The sequence below is a fragment of the Vibrio sp. VP6 genome (assembly GCF_028823755.1).
Classification (GTDB): Bacteria; Pseudomonadota; Gammaproteobacteria; order Enterobacterales; family Vibrionaceae; genus Vibrio; species Vibrio parahaemolyticus.
On record NZ_JAPEID010000013.1, the window covers coordinates 63,516 to 85,144 of the forward strand.

21 protein-coding genes are annotated in these 21,629 nt (G+C 46.6%); 12 read left to right on the forward strand and 9 right to left on the reverse strand.

Annotated features, from left to right (window positions below; translation table 11 throughout):
* Nucleotides 1–16 precede the first annotated feature (16 nt).
* Complete coding sequence (gene grxB, locus OU793_RS10665; protein WP_017447933.1) at nt 17–646, forward strand: glutaredoxin 2; 630 nt, start codon at nt 17–19, stop codon at nt 644–646.
* Between the two features lie 10 nt (nt 647–656).
* Nucleotides 657–1,781 carry an alkene reductase gene (locus OU793_RS10670; RefSeq protein ID WP_005483963.1) on the forward strand — a complete coding sequence of 375 codons (1,125 nt, stop codon included), beginning with the start codon at nt 657–659 and terminating at the stop codon, nt 1,779–1,781.
* Between the two features lie 83 nt (nt 1,782–1,864).
* On the opposite strand, the gene OU793_RS10675 is transcribed toward OU793_RS10670, so the two are convergent.
* From OU793_RS10675 to OU793_RS10685, 3 genes are read right to left on the reverse strand one after another with little or no spacing between them, the layout of a single operon-like run.
* The gene (locus OU793_RS10675; protein WP_159404294.1) at nt 1,865–2,923 is read right to left on the reverse strand and encodes a zinc-binding dehydrogenase; all 1,059 of its coding nucleotides are present in this window, start codon (nt 2,921–2,923) and stop codon (nt 1,865–1,867) included.
* 4 nt (nt 2,924–2,927) lie between these two features.
* Nucleotides 2,928–3,440, reverse strand: coding sequence for a 2,4'-dihydroxyacetophenone dioxygenase family protein (locus tag OU793_RS10680; RefSeq protein ID WP_023585584.1), 513 nt, complete (start codon nt 3,438–3,440; stop codon nt 2,928–2,930).
* Between the two features lie 40 nt (nt 3,441–3,480).
* The gene (locus OU793_RS10685) at nt 3,481–4,242 is read right to left on the reverse strand and encodes an SDR family NAD(P)-dependent oxidoreductase (RefSeq protein ID WP_029845534.1); all 762 of its coding nucleotides are present in this window, start codon (nt 4,240–4,242) and stop codon (nt 3,481–3,483) included.
* A gap of 131 nt (nt 4,243–4,373) precedes the next feature.
* Here OU793_RS10685 and OU793_RS10690 point away from each other — a divergent pair, with 131 nt between their 5' ends.
* Complete coding sequence (locus OU793_RS10690) at nt 4,374–5,378, forward strand: AraC family transcriptional regulator (protein ID WP_140103200.1); 1,005 nt, start codon at nt 4,374–4,376, stop codon at nt 5,376–5,378.
* Nucleotides 5,379–5,513: 135 nt separating this feature from the next.
* Nucleotides 5,514–6,035 carry a DUF2058 domain-containing protein gene (locus tag OU793_RS10695; protein ID WP_005479918.1) on the forward strand — a complete coding sequence of 174 codons (522 nt, stop codon included), beginning with the start codon at nt 5,514–5,516 and terminating at the stop codon, nt 6,033–6,035.
* A 93-nt stretch (nt 6,036–6,128) separates the two neighbouring features.
* Here OU793_RS10695 and OU793_RS10700 read toward each other — a convergent pair whose 3' ends face one another.
* The 3 genes from OU793_RS10700 to OU793_RS10710 form a co-directional block, all read right to left on the reverse strand.
* Nucleotides 6,129–6,743 carry a LysE family translocator gene (locus tag OU793_RS10700; RefSeq protein WP_005464091.1) on the reverse strand — a complete coding sequence of 205 codons (615 nt, stop codon included), beginning with the start codon at nt 6,741–6,743 and terminating at the stop codon, nt 6,129–6,131.
* Nucleotides 6,744–6,820: 77 nt separating this feature from the next.
* Nucleotides 6,821–7,213, reverse strand: coding sequence for a ribosome recycling factor family protein (locus OU793_RS10705; protein WP_025508641.1), 393 nt, complete (start codon nt 7,211–7,213; stop codon nt 6,821–6,823).
* Between the two features lie 4 nt (nt 7,214–7,217).
* Nucleotides 7,218–8,087 (reverse strand): LysR family transcriptional regulator, encoded by an 870-nt coding sequence (locus OU793_RS10710; RefSeq protein ID WP_005373812.1) that lies wholly within the window; start codon nt 8,085–8,087, stop codon nt 7,218–7,220.
* Nucleotides 8,088–8,192: 105 nt separating this feature from the next.
* Between OU793_RS10710 and OU793_RS10715 the strand changes: the two genes are divergently transcribed.
* The gene (locus tag OU793_RS10715) at nt 8,193–9,449 is read left to right on the forward strand and encodes an adenylosuccinate synthase (RefSeq protein ID WP_140103199.1); all 1,257 of its coding nucleotides are present in this window, start codon (nt 8,193–8,195) and stop codon (nt 9,447–9,449) included.
* Nucleotides 9,450–9,862: 413 nt separating this feature from the next.
* Nucleotides 9,863–10,927 carry an L-asparaginase 2 gene (gene ansB / locus OU793_RS10720; protein ID WP_005483970.1) on the forward strand — a complete coding sequence of 355 codons (1,065 nt, stop codon included), beginning with the start codon at nt 9,863–9,865 and terminating at the stop codon, nt 10,925–10,927.
* An 81-nt stretch (nt 10,928–11,008) separates the two neighbouring features.
* On the opposite strand, the gene OU793_RS10725 is transcribed toward ansB, so the two are convergent.
* A complete protein-coding gene (locus OU793_RS10725) occupies nt 11,009–11,845 on the reverse strand; it encodes a pyruvate, water dikinase regulatory protein (protein WP_005464081.1) in 837 nt (278 codons plus the stop codon).
* Nucleotides 11,846–12,061: 216 nt separating this feature from the next.
* On the opposite strand from OU793_RS10725, the gene ppsA reads away from it, so the two are divergent.
* The 4 genes from ppsA to tyrS all read left to right on the forward strand — a co-directional run bounded on the left by ppsA (nt 12,062) and on the right by tyrS (nt 17,803).
* Entirely contained in the window at nt 12,062–14,431 is a 2,370-nt protein-coding gene (gene ppsA, locus OU793_RS10730; RefSeq protein WP_005479906.1) for a phosphoenolpyruvate synthase, read from the forward strand.
* A gap of 219 nt (nt 14,432–14,650) precedes the next feature.
* Nucleotides 14,651–15,430 carry a hypothetical protein gene (locus OU793_RS10735; protein ID WP_005464130.1) on the forward strand — a complete coding sequence of 260 codons (780 nt, stop codon included), beginning with the start codon at nt 14,651–14,653 and terminating at the stop codon, nt 15,428–15,430.
* Nucleotides 15,431–15,654: 224 nt separating this feature from the next.
* Entirely contained in the window at nt 15,655–16,461 is an 807-nt protein-coding gene (locus OU793_RS10740) for a helix-turn-helix transcriptional regulator (protein WP_015312930.1), read from the forward strand.
* 82 nt (nt 16,462–16,543) lie between these two features.
* A complete protein-coding gene (gene tyrS, locus OU793_RS10745) occupies nt 16,544–17,803 on the forward strand; it encodes a tyrosine--tRNA ligase (protein WP_159404293.1) in 1,260 nt (419 codons plus the stop codon).
* A gap of 105 nt (nt 17,804–17,908) precedes the next feature.
* Here tyrS and OU793_RS10750 read toward each other — a convergent pair whose 3' ends face one another.
* Nucleotides 17,909–18,943, reverse strand: coding sequence for a PotD/PotF family extracellular solute-binding protein (locus OU793_RS10750; RefSeq protein WP_005373831.1), 1,035 nt, complete (start codon nt 18,941–18,943; stop codon nt 17,909–17,911).
* A gap of 137 nt (nt 18,944–19,080) precedes the next feature.
* Nucleotides 19,081–19,440 carry a DUF6559 family protein gene (locus OU793_RS10755; protein WP_180793859.1) on the reverse strand — a complete coding sequence of 120 codons (360 nt, stop codon included), beginning with the start codon at nt 19,438–19,440 and terminating at the stop codon, nt 19,081–19,083.
* A 112-nt stretch (nt 19,441–19,552) separates the two neighbouring features.
* Between OU793_RS10755 and OU793_RS10760 the strand changes: the two genes are divergently transcribed.
* Nucleotides 19,553–20,434 (forward strand): LysR family transcriptional regulator, encoded by an 882-nt coding sequence (locus OU793_RS10760; RefSeq protein ID WP_140103196.1) that lies wholly within the window; start codon nt 19,553–19,555, stop codon nt 20,432–20,434.
* A gap of 104 nt (nt 20,435–20,538) precedes the next feature.
* The gene (locus tag OU793_RS10765; RefSeq protein ID WP_005464114.1) at nt 20,539–21,621 is read left to right on the forward strand and encodes an efflux RND transporter periplasmic adaptor subunit; all 1,083 of its coding nucleotides are present in this window, start codon (nt 20,539–20,541) and stop codon (nt 21,619–21,621) included.
* The last annotated feature ends 8 nt before the right edge of the window (nt 21,622–21,629 follow it).

Sequence of the window (21,629 nt, forward strand, 5' to 3'; positions counted from 1 at the left end):
AGATAGGAAACAAAAAATGAAACTGTACATTTATGAACATTGCCCCTTTAGCGCCCGCGTCCGTTTTGTTGCAGGCATGCTGAATATTCAGCTCGACGTCATCAACATTGCTTATGACGACGAGAGCACCACCACAAACCTCATCGGCGCTAAACAAGTTCCTCTTTTGATCAAAGACGATGGTGAAGCCATGGCGGAAAGCTTAGACATCATCAACTACTTCCTTGAATTGGCATCTTCCAGCGAAAACAGCCAACCCTCAACACCGGTTTTAGACTGGCAAAAACAAGCGTTTTTACCGCTACAAAAAGTCGGGTATCCGCGTTGGTCAAACATGACGTTACCGGAATTTGCAACAGAAACCGCTAAACAAGCATGGCGTGCAAAAAAAGAAACCGAAGCGTTAAATTTTGAAGCTTTGATTAACGATACACCTGCGATTGCGAAAGAAGTCGCCGCTTTGATAGAACAAACTAGACCCTTGCTCAACCTAAGTTCAGAAAAGCAAACGTCACTGGTTGATCAAGCCATTATGTTTTCCATTCTACGCGGCTTTTTCAGTGCGCCCGAAGTGCAATGGGATCCAGCCGTACTTCACTGGATGGCAACCGCTCGTAAAGCGACCAACGTGCCAGTACTTATCTAAGGAGCGCATCATGAAACAAAGAACAAATAAGCTGTTTGAACCAGCTCAACTGAAAGCGTTGTCACTACAAAACCGCATTGTCATGGCACCAATGACTCGCGCACGCACCACTCAGCCGGGCAACATCCCGAATGAGATGATGGCAACGTATTATCAACAGCGCGCTTCTGCCGGGCTGATCATTTCCGAAGCCACACAAATTTCGGACGATTCTCAAGGCTATTCGTTCACACCTGGCGTTTACACCGATGCGCAAGTGGCGGGCTGGCAAGGTGTGACCCAAGCGGTCAAATTACAAGGCGCAGCGATGTTTTGTCAGCTATGGCATGTGGGCAGAGTGTCTCACCCAACATTCCAAAATGGTGAACAGCCTATCGCACCATCTGCGCTCGCTCCGGTAGAGACGCAAGTTTGGATTGCAGATGAACAAGGCAACGGCAATATGGTCGATTGTGTTGAGCCACGCGCAATGACACAAGCGGATATCAATCGAGTTGTCGGTGATTTCGCGAACGCAGCCAAGCGCGCCATTGAATCGGGTTTTGATGGTGTAGAAATCCACGGCGGGAATGGGTATCTGATCGATCAGTTCTTAAGAACCAACTCAAACCATCGAACAGACAACTACGGTGGTTCACGAGAAAATCGTATCCGTTTTCTTATCGAAGTAGTGGATGCAGTTATCGCCGCTGTTGGTGCGCATCGAGTTGGGGTGAGATTGGCACCATTCATTACGTTTAAAGATATGGACTGCCCAGATATCGTGCCAACGATCCTAGAGGCATCAAAACAGCTACAGGAGCGCGACATTGCCTACTTGCACTTGTCCGAGGCCGATTGGGCCGATGCACCAACGATTCCCGAGACGTTTCGAATCGAACTTAGAAAGCGCTTTCGCAACGCTATCATTGTCGCAGGTCGCTACGATCCTCAACGAGCAAACGAAGTGTTAGAGAAAGGCTACGCGGATCTTGTCGCATTCGGACGACCATTCGTAGCAAACCCAGACTTGGTCTCTCGATTGCAACATCACCATCCGTTGGCAGAACTCGATGGCTCAACGTTGTTTGGCGGAAACGAACGAGGCTACACCGATTACCCTGCTCTGCAACAGGAATGCGCAGAACAGGCCTAACAAAAAAAGCCCCAACCTAGCTGCTACGGTTGGGGCTGTCACCAAACTAAAATTGGTTTTAGCTAGCTTAATCTGGCTAAGAGTTAAATCACTTCTAACGCACCGCAGCGCCAAGGTTCAATAACGACTTTGATGTGGTCATTTGGCGTCATTAACTGTCTAAACGCATCTTCCACACCATCGATTCCCACTTTGGCGGTGAGCATTTTCTGCCAAGGCAACGTGTGTTCGGCAATCGCTTGTAGGCATTGCTCAAACTCGTGCGGTTGGTAGTAGTAAGAGAATCTCAAATTGAGCTCTTTTACCGTCGCGTACGCGTAGTTAATGATTGCGGGTGTAGTATGGATACCCGAGATGACGATTCGCGCTCGGGCAGGGGCGCGGCGCAGAAAATCGTCAATCAAAGTATGCTTGCCAACACACTCGTAAATGACCAGACGTGAGTTCATCGCGTACTGCTCACCAACGGCGATCTCGTCTTCCCTGGTCGGGTTGATCAGTCGATTTGCGCCAAACTCACTAGCAAGTTGCAGCTTTTCTTCCTGAAGATCGACCGCAAGAATATTGCTCACACCACGTTGTTTCAGTGCAGCAATCACCGCCAGCCCTATAGGACCGCAACCGACAACCAGCGCGGTTTCTTCCGTTTCGATTTCACTGCGATTGACCGCGTGCAAACCGACCGCCAGTGGTTCGGTCAATGCCGCCGCCTCAGACGGCATTCCGTCTGGGACAGGTAGCAATAACGCTTCATCAAGCAGGAAGTACTCAGAGTAAGCGCCATAAGTACCCGGAGTAACACCAACGCCCGCGCCATTTTGACTGAGCAACATCGGCACTGAGGTGACGCGGCTACCAACAGCCAACGTCTGTTGAGTGTCAGATCCGTATTCGACAATTTCCGCGCAGAACTCATGCCCCAACATCACTTGAGCGTGCTCACCGGCTTCATCAGGCATCAACCCGAGCTGGTGGAATACATCAAATACCTCATCCGCGTGTCGAGTAATGTGAAGGTCGGAGCCACAAATGCCACAGGCGAGACTACGAACCAACACTTGTCCCGCTGCGGGTTTGGGGATTTCGACTTGCTTCAGGCGGACACTACCATCTTGCATTACGATACTGTTCATCTGTTGCATGGGGTTACTCCGCTAGCTCATCGCTTAGGCCAGCAATCGCACCCGGTTTGATGTAACGCGCGGTAAAGCCTTGTGCTTTCGCTGTTGCAATAACAACTTGCTCAATCCAACCCGCATCCATGATGTTGATGAAGTTACCTTCTTCATCAAAGTTAATGTTGGCACCTTGGATCACCATAAATCCGTCGGCACCGCCTGAGCTTTCAGGGCAGTGGAAGGTATGAATCGAACCACCTGGTTCATATAAGTAGCTGCCAGCGGTTTGGACTTGGTCTGGATACTCGATGTAGTGCCAAGCGCCACTCAGGGTATAGAAATGCACCACACCAGTGTGGTAGTGCTTAGGCAGAGTGATACCCGGTTTGAATTTGGCGCGAACCACCCAAGTCCCGTTTTCTGGGTCTAGAAACAACGGGTAAACATCCACACCCGGTAACGCGTCTTCGATGATCGACTCTTCATTAGTATTAAGAGTTAATAAGAAATCTTGGTGCTGAATAACTTCTGGTAGTGACATAACTTACATCCTCGCTATTGCTGTAATGGGGCGTACTCGCCTATCCCATAAGTGGGTACTTAAAATTCTCGAAACCGTCAGATGCGCTGATGGTACAACCGTTGATACAGTTGGCTTTCTCGCTGACCAGAAACGCCACCACATCAGCAATCTCTTCTGGTTGTGTGAAGTTTTGACGCATCTGTTCTTTGCGGATATGGTTCCATAGGCCAATCTCTTCGTATTGCCTTAACATCGGAGTATCAACGCGTCCCGGAGCGACGGCGCAAACACGAATACCCAATGGTGCCAGTTCTAATGCGGCGCATTTGGTCATCATATCGACCGCCGCTTTGCTGACGTTGTAGGTAAAAGTCATCTCAGACGCCATTTGTGCATAAACAGACGAAGTATTAAGAATTACGCCCGGTGTGCCTTGTGCTTGGAATTGTCGCCCAGCGGCGAGAATGCCGTAGTAGACACCATTTTGGTTGACCTTTGAGATCGGTTCAAAATCGGCAATTGGGTCGTGGTCAAGCAGAGGTTTCGGCGCGCCAATGCCTGCGTTGTTGACCATGATGTCAAGCGAGCCAAACTGTTCGACCGCGCACTTCACCATAGCTTCAACTTGTTGGTAATCGGTGACGTCCGCGACAAAGGTTCCCAACTGCTTTGAATCAAAACTTGTGTACATTTGCAGTGATTGTTCTGAAATATCGACAGCAAGCACTTTGGCTCCTTGCTCTCTCAGCTTTGCAATGATGGCTTGGCCAATTCCACCAGCCGCCCCAGTCACAATGGCCGTTTTATTGATAAGTTCCATACTGCTTCTCATCCATGCGTTGTTGTTATCAAAATGTAACTTAAATCAACTCACTGACACTCACTTGACCTTTTGCGAAGTAAATTTGATATATTGCGATTTACAACTTGTTAACATTTAAAAATCGAGACATGCATATCGTAAGAAGTGGCGCCGCCGATAAATTTGATAGCTTGGTTTCCAAACTAGGGCAGAATCCGGTTGAGATTATGGCTGCTGTCGGGCTGTCTACGGCGCAATTTCGCGATCCCGATACCTATCTCGCTTATTCAAGGTTGGCTGAGTTGCTGGAGGAAGCAGCTGCTCGTTGTAAGCAACCGTTGTTTGGCGCGTTACTCGCCGAGCGGCAAAACCTGCAAAGTTTGGGCGATTTGCCGATGCTGGTTTCTCGCGCAGAAACGGTCGGTGAAGCCTTGGTACGGGTGAATGATTTTCTCTATCTGCATTCGTCAGGAGTCACTCTCAACATGACTCCACAAGATGATTGGGTACGGTTGTCGCTCAATATTGATGTGCACAGCGCACGCGGTATCGCGCAGTTGATGCAGTTGAGTGTGTCGCATCTGGCGATGTTTATTGCCAGTTTGCTTGATATTGAAGCGAGCCACTTCTCTTTACACCTGACCCAACACGCAAGCTTCGAGGCAGAACAGAGCGAATTTGCCCAGCAGAACAAACTTCGTTTCGGTGATAAGTTTGACGGTATCCTACTTAAAGCGAGTCTGCTTAACGCTAAGAACCACCAAGATGAAGACGCACTAGAGCGCCATTTTCAGCAGCACCTCAAAGAGCTGCAAACTCGCTATCCCAACAATCTCAGTGACCAAGCGGCCAATATGATTGGTCGTTTGCTATCGACCGGAGAATGCAGCGTGGAGCGTGTCGCCAGAGCATTGGATTTACACCCGAGAATGCTGCAAAGCAAGCTAAAGCAGCAGGGCACGAGTTATCGACAGCTGTTGCAGCAAGTGCGTCAGGATTTCGCCGAACAGCGTTTAAGTGAGAATATTCAGAGTATTACTGATATCGCGTTGCAACTGGGCTATGCAGAAACTGCAGTATTCAGCCGCCACTTTCGTCGCTGGACGGGAAAATCGCCAAGGCAATGGCGGTTAGATAAAATAGCGGCTAGATAAGCAGAGTTAAACGGGTGAGCAGACCATGTTTTGTTGGCAATTCTTGAGGCTTTTCTCGCTTAAAAAGCCACTCCCCTTTCTTTGCAGAGAATGACTGGTTAAAATGCAGAAAATTGCGCACTAACTGGATTAAACATGGCGAAACTTACCCTTCAAGAACAAATGCTAAAAGCGGGCTTAGTTAACGAGAAAAAACTAAAGAAAGCGAAAAAAGGCTCAAAGAAATCACGCGTTCAAGCACGCGAAGTTAAAGCGGCGGTTGAAGAGAGTAAACGCCAGCAGGTAGAGCGAGACAAACAGCTAAGCCAACAACAAAACGCAGAGCGTCTAAGCAAAGAGATCAAAGCGCAAATCAATCAACTGATTGAGATGAACAAGATCGAGCTAAAAGATGGCGACATCAAATACAACTTCACGCACGGTACACTAGTGAAATCACTTTATGTAGATTCACTTATCCGCGAACAGCTGATCAAAGGCATTTTGGCTATTGCTATTGTCGGTGAAAGCTACGTTGTCATTCCGCGCGGAGTAGCGAATAAAATTGCTCAACGTGACGAATCCGTCATCATCGAACAGAAAGAAGCAGAATCTGAGATTCCGGCAGAAGACGATCCATACGCAGATTTCGTCGTTCCAGATGATTTGATGTGGTAAACAACCAGCAACACATAAACTAAAGAAAAGAGCCGCTGATTTAACATCAAGCGGCTCTTTTTTATAGAATGAGTGACAGAACAATGTACGTCGTTATTGCTTACTTATCAGCAAGTTCACGCCAGAGACAGTCAAAAAGAGTGAACACCCGCGATTGAAACGTTTCGCCATTTTCGGGTTTGAAAACCAGTGTCTTAAGTACAAACCAAAGATGGCATAGATTGAAATGGCGACCATTTCTAAAATCAAAAACGTTGAGCCAAGTGCAAAGAACTGCTCTTGAACGTTGGCATTAGCATCAACAAATTGCGGTAAGAAAGCAGTAAAGATAAGAATCGCTTTCGGGTTGCCAGCAGCAAGCGTAAATTCTTGTTTCGCAAGTCCTGCGTAGTTGCGCGAGTTGTCCAAATCAGAGATCGGGCTAGACTCTGAACGCCAAAGGTTAAATGCAATCCAAAGTAGATACAGCGCCCCTACCAGCTTTATTGCCAAAAATAACATTTCTGACGTATACAAAATCACGGCCAAGCCAGATGCCGACAACGCAATCATTGCTGAAAAAGCGGCAATTCTGCCTAAACTGGCTACAAATGCGGCCCTAAATCCGTAGCAGCGGGCGTTGTTCATTGCCAATAAATTGTTTGGGCCTGGAGCCATATTGAGAGCGAAGCAAGCAGGAATAAAAAGGAGAAGCTTCCAAATATCCATAATAAAATGGTCTTAGTGAGTTATTTTGGTTAGTACCCTAACATCTGCCATTAAAGTGAGTAAACCACAAACCAATCTTAAAGCAACTCGGCGTCAAATCGTGCCGTGCGAGCTTGAACTAACGTGCAGTTCGTTTCTGCCATCAACTCAGCTAAGGTGATGTTTGGGTTTTGTCTCACCAAACGTATCAACTTCACGTCCAAAGGTTCCAACTTGTCTTGGTGAGCGAGTAGAGATTGCTCGATCTTGTTGATCGCAAAGCGCATCGACTCAGCCTCTTCGCTTTTAAGATGATCTAAAAACGCTTTTACATCCAAAGCCTCGCCTGAGATCTGCCAGTTACGAGATCGCCTAATTCGCTTAAGATCGCACTGTTTTTCTGCTGCGAGTGTTTTCGCTCGCTTAGCATGGTCGCCACCAATACGGTGAATCAAGGATGGGAGCGAAATCGTAATCTTCGTCTCTTTCATCGTCTTAGCCCTCAACCACCGACACATTCTCGCCAACCCAAGCCAACAATTGTTTTGCCGCTTTGGATAACACTTGATTTTGACGCACGATGTAGCCGAAATCAGTGTTTGGAAAACTTGGCAAAGGCGTAACTTCTCGGGAAAGCTTTAATCTCGGATCGAGCGAGAAATCCGGCACAATAGCAGTCCCAAACCCCGCTTCAGCCCAGTCAATTTGAGCTTCCACACTGCCCACTTCCATCACGCGATGCTTAGGCAGATTTAACTCAGGTAAAGACGCATCAATCAGCTCTCGGGTTCGAGTATCGTGCCCTAGCAGAATCAGCGTTTGGCTCTCTTTTCGATTGTCCTGCCACTCAAAAATGTTATCGCCAAACGCACACCAGTGAATCTGCGTGAGAGGCGTAAAATGCAGCGGTTGACTCTCTTTTTGTGCGATAACAAAGCCGATATCGGCACGCGCACTTTTCACCAAATCCACCGCTTGAGAAGACGTGGTATTGAACAATGCCAAATCGATACCCGGGTATTCACTTTTGAATTGCTGAAATGGTTTGATAAGCAGTAAACGTGAAACGATATCGCTCGCCGCAATAGAAAGCGTCCCCTGCGTAAGATCGTTGATGGCATTGAGATCCGACTGACAAATTTGCAGCTCATTAAGCATCCGCTGCGCCGTAGCTAACAAACGCTTCCCCGCTTGCGTCAACTGCACAGGATTTCGCTCAATCAGTTTCGTGCGCGTAGCCTGCTCCAACTGCTTGATATGCAAACTTACGTTCGGTTGCGTCATGTGCAGTTCCGTCGCTGTTTTGCCGAAATGTTTTACCTCTGCAAGAGTTACGAAGGTTCGCAGCCAGTTCAAATCTAACATTGCCAATTCCGATATGAGATTCTTATCAAGTTAATGAGTATAATTAATTTCTCTTATTATGGCGAACACCTTAAGATTTTTGCATCTGTTTTTGGAGATTAAATTATGTCGTCTATCGTTGTTGTGGGTGCAAACTGGGGTGATGAAGGCAAAGGCCGCATCGTTGACTTTTTGGCAGAGCAAGCTTCTGCGAGCATTCGTTTCCAAGGTGGTAACAACGCGGGTCACACCGTGGTTAACGACCTAGGTACGTTCAAGCTGCACCAGCTACCAAGTGGCGTATTCAACCCTGACTGTTTGGCAGTGTTAGGTCCGGGTATGGTTATCAGCCCTGCGTTGCTGTCTCAGGAGATTGCGGAAGTTGAAAAAGCGGGCGTAAAAGTGAATATGTGCATCTCTGATCGCGCAACACTGTGTCTACCTCTACACGCACTAGAAGATACGCTAGAAGAACAGCGTTTAGGCGACAAAGCATACGGCTCAACTCGTCAAGGTATTGCACCTGCGTACGGTGACCGCGTAATGAAGAAAGGCATCCTAGTTGGTTGGTTGAAGCAACCAGAAGTATTGGTTGAACGCCTTCAATTCATGATGGATTGGAAACTGCCGCAACTGCGTGCGCTTTACCCGACGTTCGAGTTCGAACAAACCGCTGAAGAAATGGCGAACTGGTTGCTAGAAGTGTCTGCACCTTGGCGCGATTCAATTTGCAACGTAACGCTTCCTCTAAAAGAGCTACAAGCAAAAGACAAAACACTATTGTTCGAAGCACAGCTTGGCGCGGGTCGTGACCTTGTTTACGGTGAGTACCCTTGGACAACATCTTCTAACGTTGTATCAATGTACGCGGGTATCGGTAGTGGCCTTCCGGCACTTCGTCCTGAACGCGTTATTGCGGTTGCAAAAGCATTCAGCTCATCAGTAGGTACTGGTACGTTGATCACTGCAATGGAAGAGCAAGATGCTTTCCGCGAACTTGCAGGCGAGTTCGGTGCAACTACGGGTCGTCCACGCGATATGGGTTACTTCGACGCAGTCGCTACGAAGAACGGTGTTGAACTGCAAGCAGCAACTGAAATTGCGCTAACGAAAGTAGACTGTTTGACAGGCCTTAACGATCTAAAAATCTGTGTTGGCTACGAAGGCGACCACAGCGAAAACCCAATCTGGCCTCAAACTGCAGCACTAGCACCAATCTACGAGAAAATGGAGAGCTGGAGCGAAGACATCACAGGTTGTCGTAAGTTTGAAGAGCTACCAGTAGCAGCACAGAAATACGTTCTACGCATTGAAGAACTGATGGGCGTACCAGTAAAAATGGTCTCTGTTGGTCCAGGTCGTGAACAAATGATTATGCGATAAGATGTGAAACGATACCAACTCTGACTGGTATCGCACATCATTGGCAAGCGGCTTATCTGTTCCGGGGTAAAGCCGCTTTTTTTTTGCGCTATGTTTGCAGGCCATTTAATCTTCTAAAAGCTTAACTCCTATCCTCCTTCCCTTTACATCTCTTAGCAAAACACGCCCTCACTTCTTACTTACAGATCCATCACTGGTATTTCGTTCAATGTTGAACAGGTTGCCGGTACATCTCACTTGTTAAAGAAGCACGTTAATTAGGTTAACTGGTTGATTTGATATTCTTTAAGTGATTAGTTGATCACGATTTTCATCTGCAATTTGTTGAGCTTGTGCTCAAAAATTCTCCCGTTCTGTTTTTAGGATAGAGGTTGTTCCCCAACCAACATCTAACCTAAAAGCAGGTGATTCCCATGACAAAAAATCTTTTCCGCCTCAGTACGATTACCCTTGGTTTGTGCCTCAGTTCTTTGTCGTTCGCCCAGTCCGATCTTCCTAATATCAAAATCCTCGCGACTGGCGGCACCATCGCTGGCGCAGGTCAATCTGCCACTGAGTCGAACTACACCGCAGGTAAAGTTGGCGTCGAATCATTAATTTCTGCTGTGCCGAGCATGACCAACATTGCGGATATTTCTGGTGAGCAAGTCGTCAGCATCGGCTCTCAAGACATGAACGATGAGGTATGGCTGAAGTTAGCGAAAAGGGTTAACGAGCTGCTCGCTCAAGATGATGTTGACGGTATCGTCATCACCCACGGTACGGATACATTGGAAGAAACCGCATACTTCCTTGATTTAACGGTGAAGAGCGACAAGCCCGTTGTGATCGTGGGCGCGATGCGACCATCCACCGCCATGAGTGCCGATGGCCCGGTCAATTTATACAATGCTGTTGTTACTGCAACCGATGAGGACTCAAAAGGCCGCGGCGTACTAGTGGCAATGAATGACACCATTTTCGATGCGCGAGATGTAACGAAGACCAACACCACCTCGGTAAGTACGTTCCAATCTCCAAATTTTGGCCCTCTTGGCTACATTCACAACAGCGATGCAAAGTACCAAAGAAGCCCTGAACGTAAACACACCACAGAAACCCCATTCGACGTATCAAAACTCAACACACTACCTAAAGTAGGCATTGTTTATAATTATGCGAATGCGTCGAGCTTGCCAGTCAAAGCCTTGGTTGATGCCAAGTTTGACGGTATTGTGAGTGCTGGTGTGGGTAATGGTAACTTGTACCACACGGTCTTTAATGAGCTAGAAAAAGCGAGCAAAGATGGCATTGTTGTCGTCAGAAGCTCTCGCACGCCAACTGGCTCAACGACTTTGGACGCGGAAATTGATGATGATAAATACGGCTTTGTTGCATCAGGCACGCTAAACCCACAAAAAGCACGTATTTTGCTGATGTTGTCACTCACCCAAACGAAGAACTATCAAGACGTTCAGAAGATGTTCCAGTACTACTAAGGAACAACTATATAAGTTGATAATTGATAACCAGTAATACGTAAAGAGGAGGTTGATCGCAACCTCCTCTCCTCCAAGTGACTAGCCGAACAAACGACGCTTCATCCCGGCTCTCTCAAGAATGCGCGTTGAAATTTCTTCTACCGACAATGACGACGTATTGATGTAAGGAATCGCTTCTCTTCTGAATAAAGCTTCAACCGTGTCCAACTCCAACTTACATTGCTCTTCACTGGCATAGTCGCTGCCCGACAGACGATTCTCACGAATCTCATTCAAACGTTCAGGTGTGATGGTTAAGCCAAACAGTTTGTGGCGATGTACCTCGAACTCTGGCAACAAACGCATCATCTTGACGTCTTCGGCAATAAACGGGTAGTTCACCACGCGCAAGCCAAACTGCATCGCCATGTACAAACTGGTTGGTGTTTTGCCGCTGCGCGATACACCAAGCAGAATGATGTCCGCCTGTTCCAAGCCTTTCAGTGTAATGCCATCGTCGTGAGCCAAGGTGTATTCGATCGCCGCAATACGGTCAAAATAGGTATCGGAATCTTTCCCTACACTGCGAGAGCGCTGCAACTTCGGGGCGGGTGCCATCTGAATGTCGTCTTGCACCTTTTGTACAATGCTTTCAAGCACATCGTAGCTGTATGCCGGAGCTTCTAGCAGCATTTCGCGTACACCAGGCACCACAATCGAGAAAAACACCAACGGTTTAACGCCGTTGCGTTGGTAGGATGTTTCAATTTCTTTAACAACATCCGCAACTTTGTCTTGGCTTTCTACAAAAGGAAAGGTTTTTTCATTAGGAATGAAAGGAAATTGACCAAGAACAACATGGCCTAATGTCTCACATGTTATCGCCGTACCGTCAGAAACATAGAACACATCACGACTTTGGTTATTTATTTGCATTTCTGTTTAATTTTTCAAAATCTTTTGAGTAGGATGGTAAACATAATATTAATAAACCAGTTTGGCTTTCAGTTAGGTTCCCCACAGCTTTTAAAATTCGTCAGAATTTTTTTGAGCCAGAACGTAATCGTTTGCCTTTGACATCAATTGAGACAAATACTTTGTTTGGATTGATTTAAGTCCCCCTACTAAGCTGCAATGTTTCTGGAGAAAGACATGCAAAAGAACACCCTCTGGTTCAATGGCCTATCCATGGATGATGTCGACAAAGTCGGCGGTAAAAATGCTTCACTTGGCGAAATGGTTTCTAACCTTGCTAATGTTGGCGTATCAGTACCAAATGGCTTTGCGACAACCTCATACGCGTTTAACCAATTCCTTGACCACGAAGGTTTGGATGAGCGTATTCACCAATTACTTGATGAACTGGACGTTGACGATGTTGAAGCTCTGCGTAAGACAGGCGCTACCATCCGTCAATGGGTATTACAAGCCCCTTTCCCTGCGGATCTTGAACAGGAAATTCGCAATAATTATGAAGAACTTATCGAAGGCAACACTGAGCTTTCGGTAGCGGTTCGCTCTTCTGCAACAGCGGAAGACCTACCAGACGCCTCTTTTGCTGGTCAGCAAGAAACGTTCTTGAACGTGAAAGGCATCGACGCAGTACTAGAAGCCACAAAGCACGTTTACGCTTCTCTATTTAACGACCGTGCGATCTCTTACCGTGTACACCAAGGTTTCGACCACCGTGGTATCTCGCTATCTGCGGGTATCCAACGCATGGTTCGTTCAGACAAAGCCTCTTCTGGTGTTATGTTTACGCTAGACACTGAATCTGGCTTTGACCAAGTCGTGTTCATTACATCGTCTTGGGGCCTAGGTGAAATGGTCGTTCAAGGCGCGGTAAACCCAGACGAGTTCTACGTTCACAAGCCAATGCTTGAAGCGGGTGAGCACCCGATCGTTAAGAAAACCTTTGGTTCAAAGTTGATCAAAATGATCTACTCAAACAACCAAGAGATCGGCAAGCAAGTTGATATCATCGATACGTCAGAAGAAGAGCGCAACACCTTCTCTCTAAACGAAGAAGAGATCAAAGAGCTGGCTAAACAAGCGATGATCATCGAGAAGCATTACCAACGTCCAATGGACATTGAGTGGGCAAAAGATGGTATCGACGGCAAGTTGTACATCGTTCAAGCACGTCCAGAAACCGTATGTTCTCAAACAGAACAAAACGTGATTGAACGTTACGAACTGAACAACAAAGCCGATGTGCTTGTCGAAGGCCGTGCTATCGGTCAACGCATCGGTAAAGGCCCAGTACGTTTGGTTGATTCTCTAGACCAAATGTCACTGGTTCAAGAAGGCGATGTGCTTGTCACAGACATGACTGACCCAGACTGGGAACCAGTGATGAAGAAAGCATCGGCGATCGTAACTAACCGTGGTGGACGTACGTGTCACGCAGCAATCATCGCTCGTGAACTGGGTATTCCTGCTATCGTTGGTTGTGGCGACGCGACGAGCAAACTGACCGATGGCGCAACCGTAACCGTCTCTTGTTCAGAAGGTGAAACAGGTTACGTTTACCAAGGCGACTTGGATTTTGAAGTAAAACGCTCTTCTGTTGATGAACTGCCACTGTTGCCAACAAAAGTGATGATGAACGTGGGTAACCCTGATCGCGCGTTCGATTTTGCACAAATTCCAAACGAAGGCGTTGGTCTTGCTCGTCTTGAATTCATCATCAACAAGATGATCGGCATTCACCCGAAAGCACTGTTGAACTTTGACGCTCAAAGCGATGAGCTGAAAGCGGAAATCAAACAGCGCATTCGTGGTTACAAAGATCCTATCGATTTCTACGTAAGTAAACTGACGGAAGGCATTGCGACCATCGCTTCTGCTTTCTGGCCAAAACGCGTCATTGTTCGTATGTCTGACTTTAAGTCGAACGAATACAGCAACTTGGTTGGTGGTAAAGCGTACGAACCGCACGAAGAAAACCCAATGCTAGGCTTCCGTGGCGCGTCTCGTTACATTTCTCCAGTGTTTGAAGACTGTTTCGAACTAGAAACGCAAGCCATCAAACGCGTTCGTAACGAAATGGGTCTGAAGAACGTTGAAATCATGATCCCATTTGTGCGTACGCCAAGTGAAGCCGCATCGGTTATCGATTTGCTAGCGAAGTTTGATCTGCGCCGTGGTGACCAAGGTCTGAAAGTCATCATGATGTGTGAACTGCCATCAAACGCAGTGCTGGCCGATGAGTTCTTGAAGTACTTCGACGGCTTCTCTATCGGTTCAAACGACATGACTCAGCTGACGCTTGGTCTAGACCGTGACTCTGGCGATGTGGCTCACCTATTTGATGAGCGTAACGCAGCGGTGAAAATCATGCTGAAAATGGCAATTGATGCCGCAACCAAAGCAGGCAAGTACGTAGGTATTTGTGGTCAAGGCCCATCAGATCATGAAGATTTGGCGGAATGGTTGATGGAGCAAGGCATTAGCTCTGTTTCACTCAACCCAGACACCGTTATCGACACTTGGTTACAGCTAGGTAAAGTTAGCAAGTAATTTGCCGAAAGGAAGCCACTTAACACAAGCGCTCCTAAACCAATGAGACAAAGCCCTCAAGCTGCGGTTTGAGGGCTTTTTTGTTGGGCTTCTATCACGCCCTTGTCAAGGGTACGTGAGTTCGTGACGTCAATCCCAACCTAGAATCATCGTCAATTTTCCCTATCCCAAATTTCACCTAAAATGAAATAAAACCGACCACGTTTAGGACGAGCTCTAATGAAAAAGCCGATCGTTATCTTAACCACACTTATGTTACTCACCTCTCCTGCTCATGCAGATTGGGACGAGATATCCAACAAAATGTCTGAGCTAGGCGAAGCGGTTTCGGATACCGCTCAAGATGTTTGGGACGACACTAAAGCCTTTTCAAAACAAGCGTGGCAAGATTTCACGAATTGGTCCGAAGAAGCAATCAATACGGCTGGCGAGTGGACAGATGCCAGTATCGAAAAAAGCAAAGAATGGATAGATGCCGCAGACAAAAAAATTGATGAGTTGATGGAAGGCGACACGCCAGAAGAAGCGCGTCAAGCGATTGATTTGATGGCCGATAGCACCTTACTCAAACTCTTTAATGAAAAACCAGAAGCGAAAGCGATTTACGATAAAGCTTACGGCTACGCCGTTTTTGATTCTCGTAAACTCTCTTTGCTTTTCCACACTAATTCAGGCTCTGGTGTGGCAGTAGATAAGACCACCGAAAAACGCACATACATGAACATGTTTGGTATGGGGGTTGCGCTCGGCCTCGGCGGCAAGTTTTATCAGCAAGTGGTTTTGTTTGAAAGCAAGCAGGACTTCGATACGTTCGTCAACGAAGGCTGGGAAGCAACCAGCGAAGCTTCAGCAGTTGCAGGCGAAGATGCCGAAGAGTTCTCTGCACAGTTCAACAGCGGCGTTGCCGTTTATCAGCTCAACTCAAAAGGCTTACTTATCGATGCAAACGTATCTGGTTCAAAATACTGGGTAAATGAAGAGCTCACCAACGCCCAGTAATTTACCTGCTCTGATTGAAAACACTTCACAACAACGAATGGTTTCACAGGAATTGATAAAAATCTGAGCATTAAAAATCATAGAATTAACAATCGAGAACGCAAAACTGAGTACCTGAGCAACTTTTTAGGGGGAAGTCACGAGAAGATGGTGACTTCCCTTTCTCGTTGGATTGCTTTTGGTTATGCTTGCGCAAAATTAAATCATGTCAACTCGATGATCGCATGCCTAACCAAAACTTTAACGCGCAACTCGCAGAAGCAATTTCTGCTTTAAACACGCCTAACTTCACCCCAAAATTGATGAGCGTGATTCACTCAATTTTCGATTTTGATTGCGCGATCATTCTTGGTTACCGAGAAGGCAAACACCCGATCTATCTATATGACTCGATTGAAAATGAACGTGAGTTGCTATTTCAACGTTACCTGACCAACTCATTTCAAAACGATCCGTTTTTCCAAAACCTCAACCAGAACAAGCAACAAGGCATCTTCACCCTAAAAGATGTGGCGAAAAAAGGCATCGAATATCAAACGTATCGAAAACAGTTTTACGATCAAACAGGTTGGAAAGATGAACTCAGCATGCTGGTAGAAATCGAATCCGGTCGTTGGGTAATTCTCTATTTTGGCTGCTTGCGTGAAGGTAAACGCTTCTCTGCCGCGCAAATCAACAGCTTGCGCTCGCATTTTTCTGTTCTTCAATCGCTGTGCCAACAGCATTGGAAACAAGCCGAGTTTAACTTATCAGAGCCCGTAGTTCGCCCAGACGCCTACACAGGCAATATGAAGGTTGCCATTGAGCAGGCGTTAAGCTCATTTGGCATAGAGTCACTGACTCGACGGGAGCAGGAAGTCGCCTCCCTTCTTGCTCAAGGATTTGATACTAAAGAAATTTCTGCGCATCTTCATCTTGTTCAAGGCACAGTAAAAAACCATCGAAAGCGCATCTATTCTCAGCTTAATGTTTCATCGTTGAGTGAGCTGTTTCAATTGTTCCTCAACCACCTGATCATGCACTCAAAATAGAAAACCATCCCTTTAGGGATATATCGACAAAAGGTGTCGCGTTTTAGTCTGAATACAACAACCACTAAAACAGACAAAAAGAATGACGACACCATTACTGCAAGATTTACAAGATCGTGGTTTGATTGCACAAGCCAGCGATTTGGAAGAAATTCAGACACTTCTCTCACAACATCAAACCGTTTACTGCGGCTTCGATCCTACTGCAGGCAGCTTGCACATCGGCCACCTCGTGCCTTTGATTATGCTTAAGCGCTTTCAAGATGCCGGACACCAAGCCGTTGCCCTGATCGGTGGTGCAACGGGCATGATTGGCGACCCAAGCTTTAAAGCGACTGAGCGCAGTCTGAACTCAGCGGAAATCGTCTCAGGCTGGGTTAACGATCTCTCAAACCAAATTCAACAGTTGATGAATCACCAACTGAGCAAGCCAATGATCATGGTGAACAACGCTGACTGGATGAAAGCAATCAATGTGATCGACTTCTTCCGCGATGTGGGTAAGCACTTCTCGATTAATACTATGATCAACCGAGAATCGGTAAAACAACGCCTGCAACGCCCTGACCAAGGTATCTCCTTCACCGAATTTAGCTACGCTCTGCTGCAATCGTACGATTTTGCCGAGCTAAACCGTCAATATGGTTGCCGTTTGCAAATCGGTGGCAATGACCAATGGGGGAACATCGTTAGCGGGATCGATTTAACTCGTCGTCAAAATGGTGAGCAAGTATTTGGCTTAACTCTGCCGCTGATCACCAAATCCGATGGCACCAAATTTGGCAAAACTGAAGGTGGTGCAATATGGCTAGATCCTAGCAAGACCTCTCCTTACGCGTTCTACCAGTTCTGGCTTGGCGCAGAAGACGCCGACGTTTACCACTTCTTGCGTTACTACACATTCTTGAGCTGCGAAGAAATTGCCAGCATTGAAGCGCAAGACCAAGCAAGCCAAGGTAAGCCACAAGCACAACGTATTCTCGCTGAGGAAATGACGCGGTTTGTTCATGGCGAAGAAGGCCTAGCTAGCGCCGAACGCATCACTCAAGCTTTATTCAGCGGTAATGTGCAACAACTGAGTTTGGGTGAATTAAAACAATTGGAGTTGGATGGTTTACCAAGCATTGAGAGCGCACAACAAGATTTGGTTGAGCTGTTGATTGAGTCGGGCTTAGCAAGCTCAAAGCGTATTGCACGCGAACACATCAGCAACAACGCCATCAGTGTAAACGGAGAAAAAATGTCGGCTGATAACCCGAGTTTGAGCTTCCCACTGTTCGATCAATACTGGTTACTGCAACGCGGTAAAAAGCACTTCTGCCTCGTAAAGCGTGCCGCGTAGCAACACTCGCAGTACAAAGCCTATAAAAATTCCCCTCACCACTTTCGTGATGAGGGGAATCCAAACTTGAACGATTTTAAGCCTAACAATAGGCAAAGACGTCGCTTATTGCGTTCTTAAACGTTGCCAGTACTTTTCGTAAATCGCTAACGTTTCTGCGCCAACATCATTAATAAACTCGCCTTTTTTCATGTCTTCTGATGAAGGGAAAATAGTACGGTTGTTTTTCAACTCTTCTGGCAATTTGTCACGCCCAGCGTTCGTTGCCGACGCATAACCCAAACTGGTCACGATTTCCGCTTGGTTCTCTGACTGGTACATAAAGTTAATAAATTTATGCGCCAATGCTTTGTTTTTACTGCCAGACGGAATAGTGAAGTTGTCCATCCACAATACCGCGCCCTCTTCCGGCATCACGAACTTCAGCTCAGGCATTTCAACCTGCCCTTGGAATGCGTTGCCGTTCCATTGCATGCCGACCGATGTTTCACCGGACACGTAAGGGACTTGAGGTGCATCTGAGTTGTACAGCAATACGTTATTTTTCAGTGCCACTAAAGAATCGAAAGCCTGTTTGATTTCTGCTTCGTCTTTGGTGTTCACACTATGGCCATTTTTCTTCAGCGCCATACCGAACACATCGCGAACGTCATCAATCAGCATGACTTGTTGTTCGTATTGTGACTCCCATAAGTCAGCCCATTTTGTCACTGGTTGCTCAACCATGGATTCATTGTAGCTGATCCCGGTAATGCCCCAAATATAAGGCAATGAGTAATCATTTTTCGGATCGTGCGCTTGGCCAAGTAAGCCGTCCATTGTGTCTTGCATGTTTGGCACTTGAGCGTGATCTATTTTCGAAAGCAGTCCTTCTCGACCCATTTTTTCAATGAAGTACGCAGAAGCAAAAACCACATCGTAACCAGAGCCTTTTAGCAATTTTAGCTTGGTGTACATTGATTCATTATTCTCAAAGGTCGAATAATTAATCGTAACGCCTTCTTGCTTTTCAAACGCTTTTAACGATGCTTCCGGCAAATAGCCACCCCATGCATAAACGTTCAACGTTTTGCTATCTGCATGAGCAAACATGCTGAGCACAAGAGCACTCAGCCCCAATCCTTTGATGATTAATTTCATGGTATGCGATCCAACCAGTCCAGCGACGCGCTGGGATTCGGGTGCATAATTAGGTAATTGTTACCCAATTGAAAGAAAATTTAATTAATCTTTAACAGCAAAAATATTTATCGAATTTATAAAATTAACGCGTGTTTTTAATAACGACTGTGCATACCAAAATGATGAGACATTCCATCTTCCATTCGACCACCTTTCCAGCCACCAGCACCGAATAAATGAAGCACATCTTGAGCGGTATAATCGACACCAGCGAAGAAGTCATGCGCCACATCAGAGCGGATGGCTTGCAACTCTGGTTGATTTTCCAAATCAAGATCTTGCGGATTCGCATACAACGCCAACGCAATTTTTTGTTGGCACGCGCTTAACTCGCTGTTGCTCGTCTTTACCTGACCGACGGAAAAGTACTCACGACTGCCGTATCCCACCATCAATCTGGTACTCATAAACTTAATCACTTTCTTAATGCGGCGACGTTGTATAAATCTCAACATGTTGAAGTCCTTATTTATATTTCGATAATTAATAATAAGTTTTGTATACCACACATCAATACTCTAGAGTGTCAGGGTTTAGCACGGCACTCAAAGAGTATGGAGTTCAAGAGTGAAAATTGACGATCTAAAACTGTTCACCAAAGTCGTCCAACTTGGCAGCTTTACAGCGGCAGCCAATGCTTTGGACTTACCACGAGCGAATGTTAGTCGACGCATTGGAGAACTGGAACGTTACCTCGGAACGCAACTTTTTCACCGCACCACTCGCAGCCTTTCGCTGACAAACAAAGGCGATGCCTACTACCAAGATCTACAAAAAGTACTCACCTTGCTTGATTCGGCAAACCAGCAAGCCAGTAACGAAAGCATCGAGGTCAGAGGCAAAATCAAACTTGGCCTTCTGCCAGAAACCTATGAACATCTTCAACCCATTTTGTTTGAATTTCAGGATCAATACCCGCAGGTCGAACTCGACATTCGCAATATCAACAATGGCTTTATTGATATGTTTCAGCAGGGGTTGGACATCGCGCTGCACGGCGGCATGCTGTTTGATTCAGACATTGTCGCGAGAAAGATCTTAACGCTAGACCGATGTGTCGTTGCCTCACCGAACTATCTTCAAACTCACGGCGCGCCCGCCACATTAGAAGAGTTGAGCGATCATCAGTGCATTTGTTTTCGTTGGCCAAATGGCAATGTCGACAACCTTTGGCATTTTCAGGAACAAAACGTAGCGCTCAAACCAAAACTCATTTCCAACAACATCGGCTTTATTAAAAGCTCCACAGTGCTTGACCGAGGCATCAGTTATATCCCAAAACTGTTGGTAAAAAATGAGCTCGAATCCGGTGCATTGGTGCAAGTATTGTCTCAATATGCTGTCACAGAAGAAACGGGATGGTTGCTCTATCCTCAACCGAAAACGCTGAACCAAGCCAGCCGGTTACTTATTGAACATTTGTGCAATAAAATCCCAAAACTTTTGTAGTTTGCATTTATTGTCATAAAATTTGTGACATTGAATCATGCGCACGCATGATTATCTGAACATCTGTGAATTATAAGATGGCGCCGAAATTATGGAGCCATCTTATGAATCATCAAATCAAAACCGCTGCGCTGAGCACTATCGCGCTCTCTCTACTCGGCTGTAATCAAGCTCAACCTCAGGTTGAGGAGCCAAGCGCATCCAGACCCGTTCAAGTGATTGAAGTCAATGAAAGGAATGAAGAACTCAACAAATCATTCAGCGGGATCGTAAAAGCAAAAGAAACCGCCTCACTCTCTTTTCGTGTACCCGGCACCGTGGAAAGCGTGTTCGTAAATAAAGGCAGCGTGGTAGAAAAAGGCCAAGTCATTGCCACGCTAGACAAGCACGACTACCAAGTCTCACTAGAAGAATTACAAGCGCGCATGTTAGAAGCGCAATCAGCCCACAAACTCGCGAAAGCCGAGTTAAAGCGCGTAAAACAAGCGACTTCTGATGATGCCATTGCCAGCGTAAACTTAGACCGAGCCATCAGCAGCTACGAACGTAGCCTCTCTGCCGTCAAAGTGGTTGAGAAAAACATCCAACGTGCAAAAGATGCCCTGCGTTACACCACTCTACGTGCACCATTCACTGGCATTGTTGCCGACGTTTCTGTTGATCCACATGAACAAACCTTGCCGGGCGGCAGTGTTGTGTCAATTCAGCAAGAAGGCAGCTGGGAAGTGGACATCGACGTGCCGGAAAATATGATTGCGCAATTCGCACTAGGTCAGCCAGCATCGTTGACTTGGTATGATTCGGAGCAATCCTACCGAGCAACCGTGGCAGAAATCGCGCCGAAGAAGCACCTGCTCAAACAAACCTATACCGTCACGCTAGACATCGATTCGATTTCCAGTGCGCTATTCAACGGTAAAGCAGTCACGGTTAATACCGCGCTCAACACCAGTCACTCAAGCCATTGCTTTCCTTACTCTGCAATTTTGGGTGAGAAACAAACTCTGCACGTGAATGTGGTTCGTGATGCGGTTATTCATTCAGAGCCGGTCAACCTTGACTCTATCGACGCATACCAAGCGTGTGTAACCGGAAGTTTTGAGCAAGGCGATTATGTGGTGATCAGCGGTAGCCATTATCTGAGCGAGGGTGATGCCGCCCCAAACCTGACCATCAAGACGTTGTAGGTGCGAAT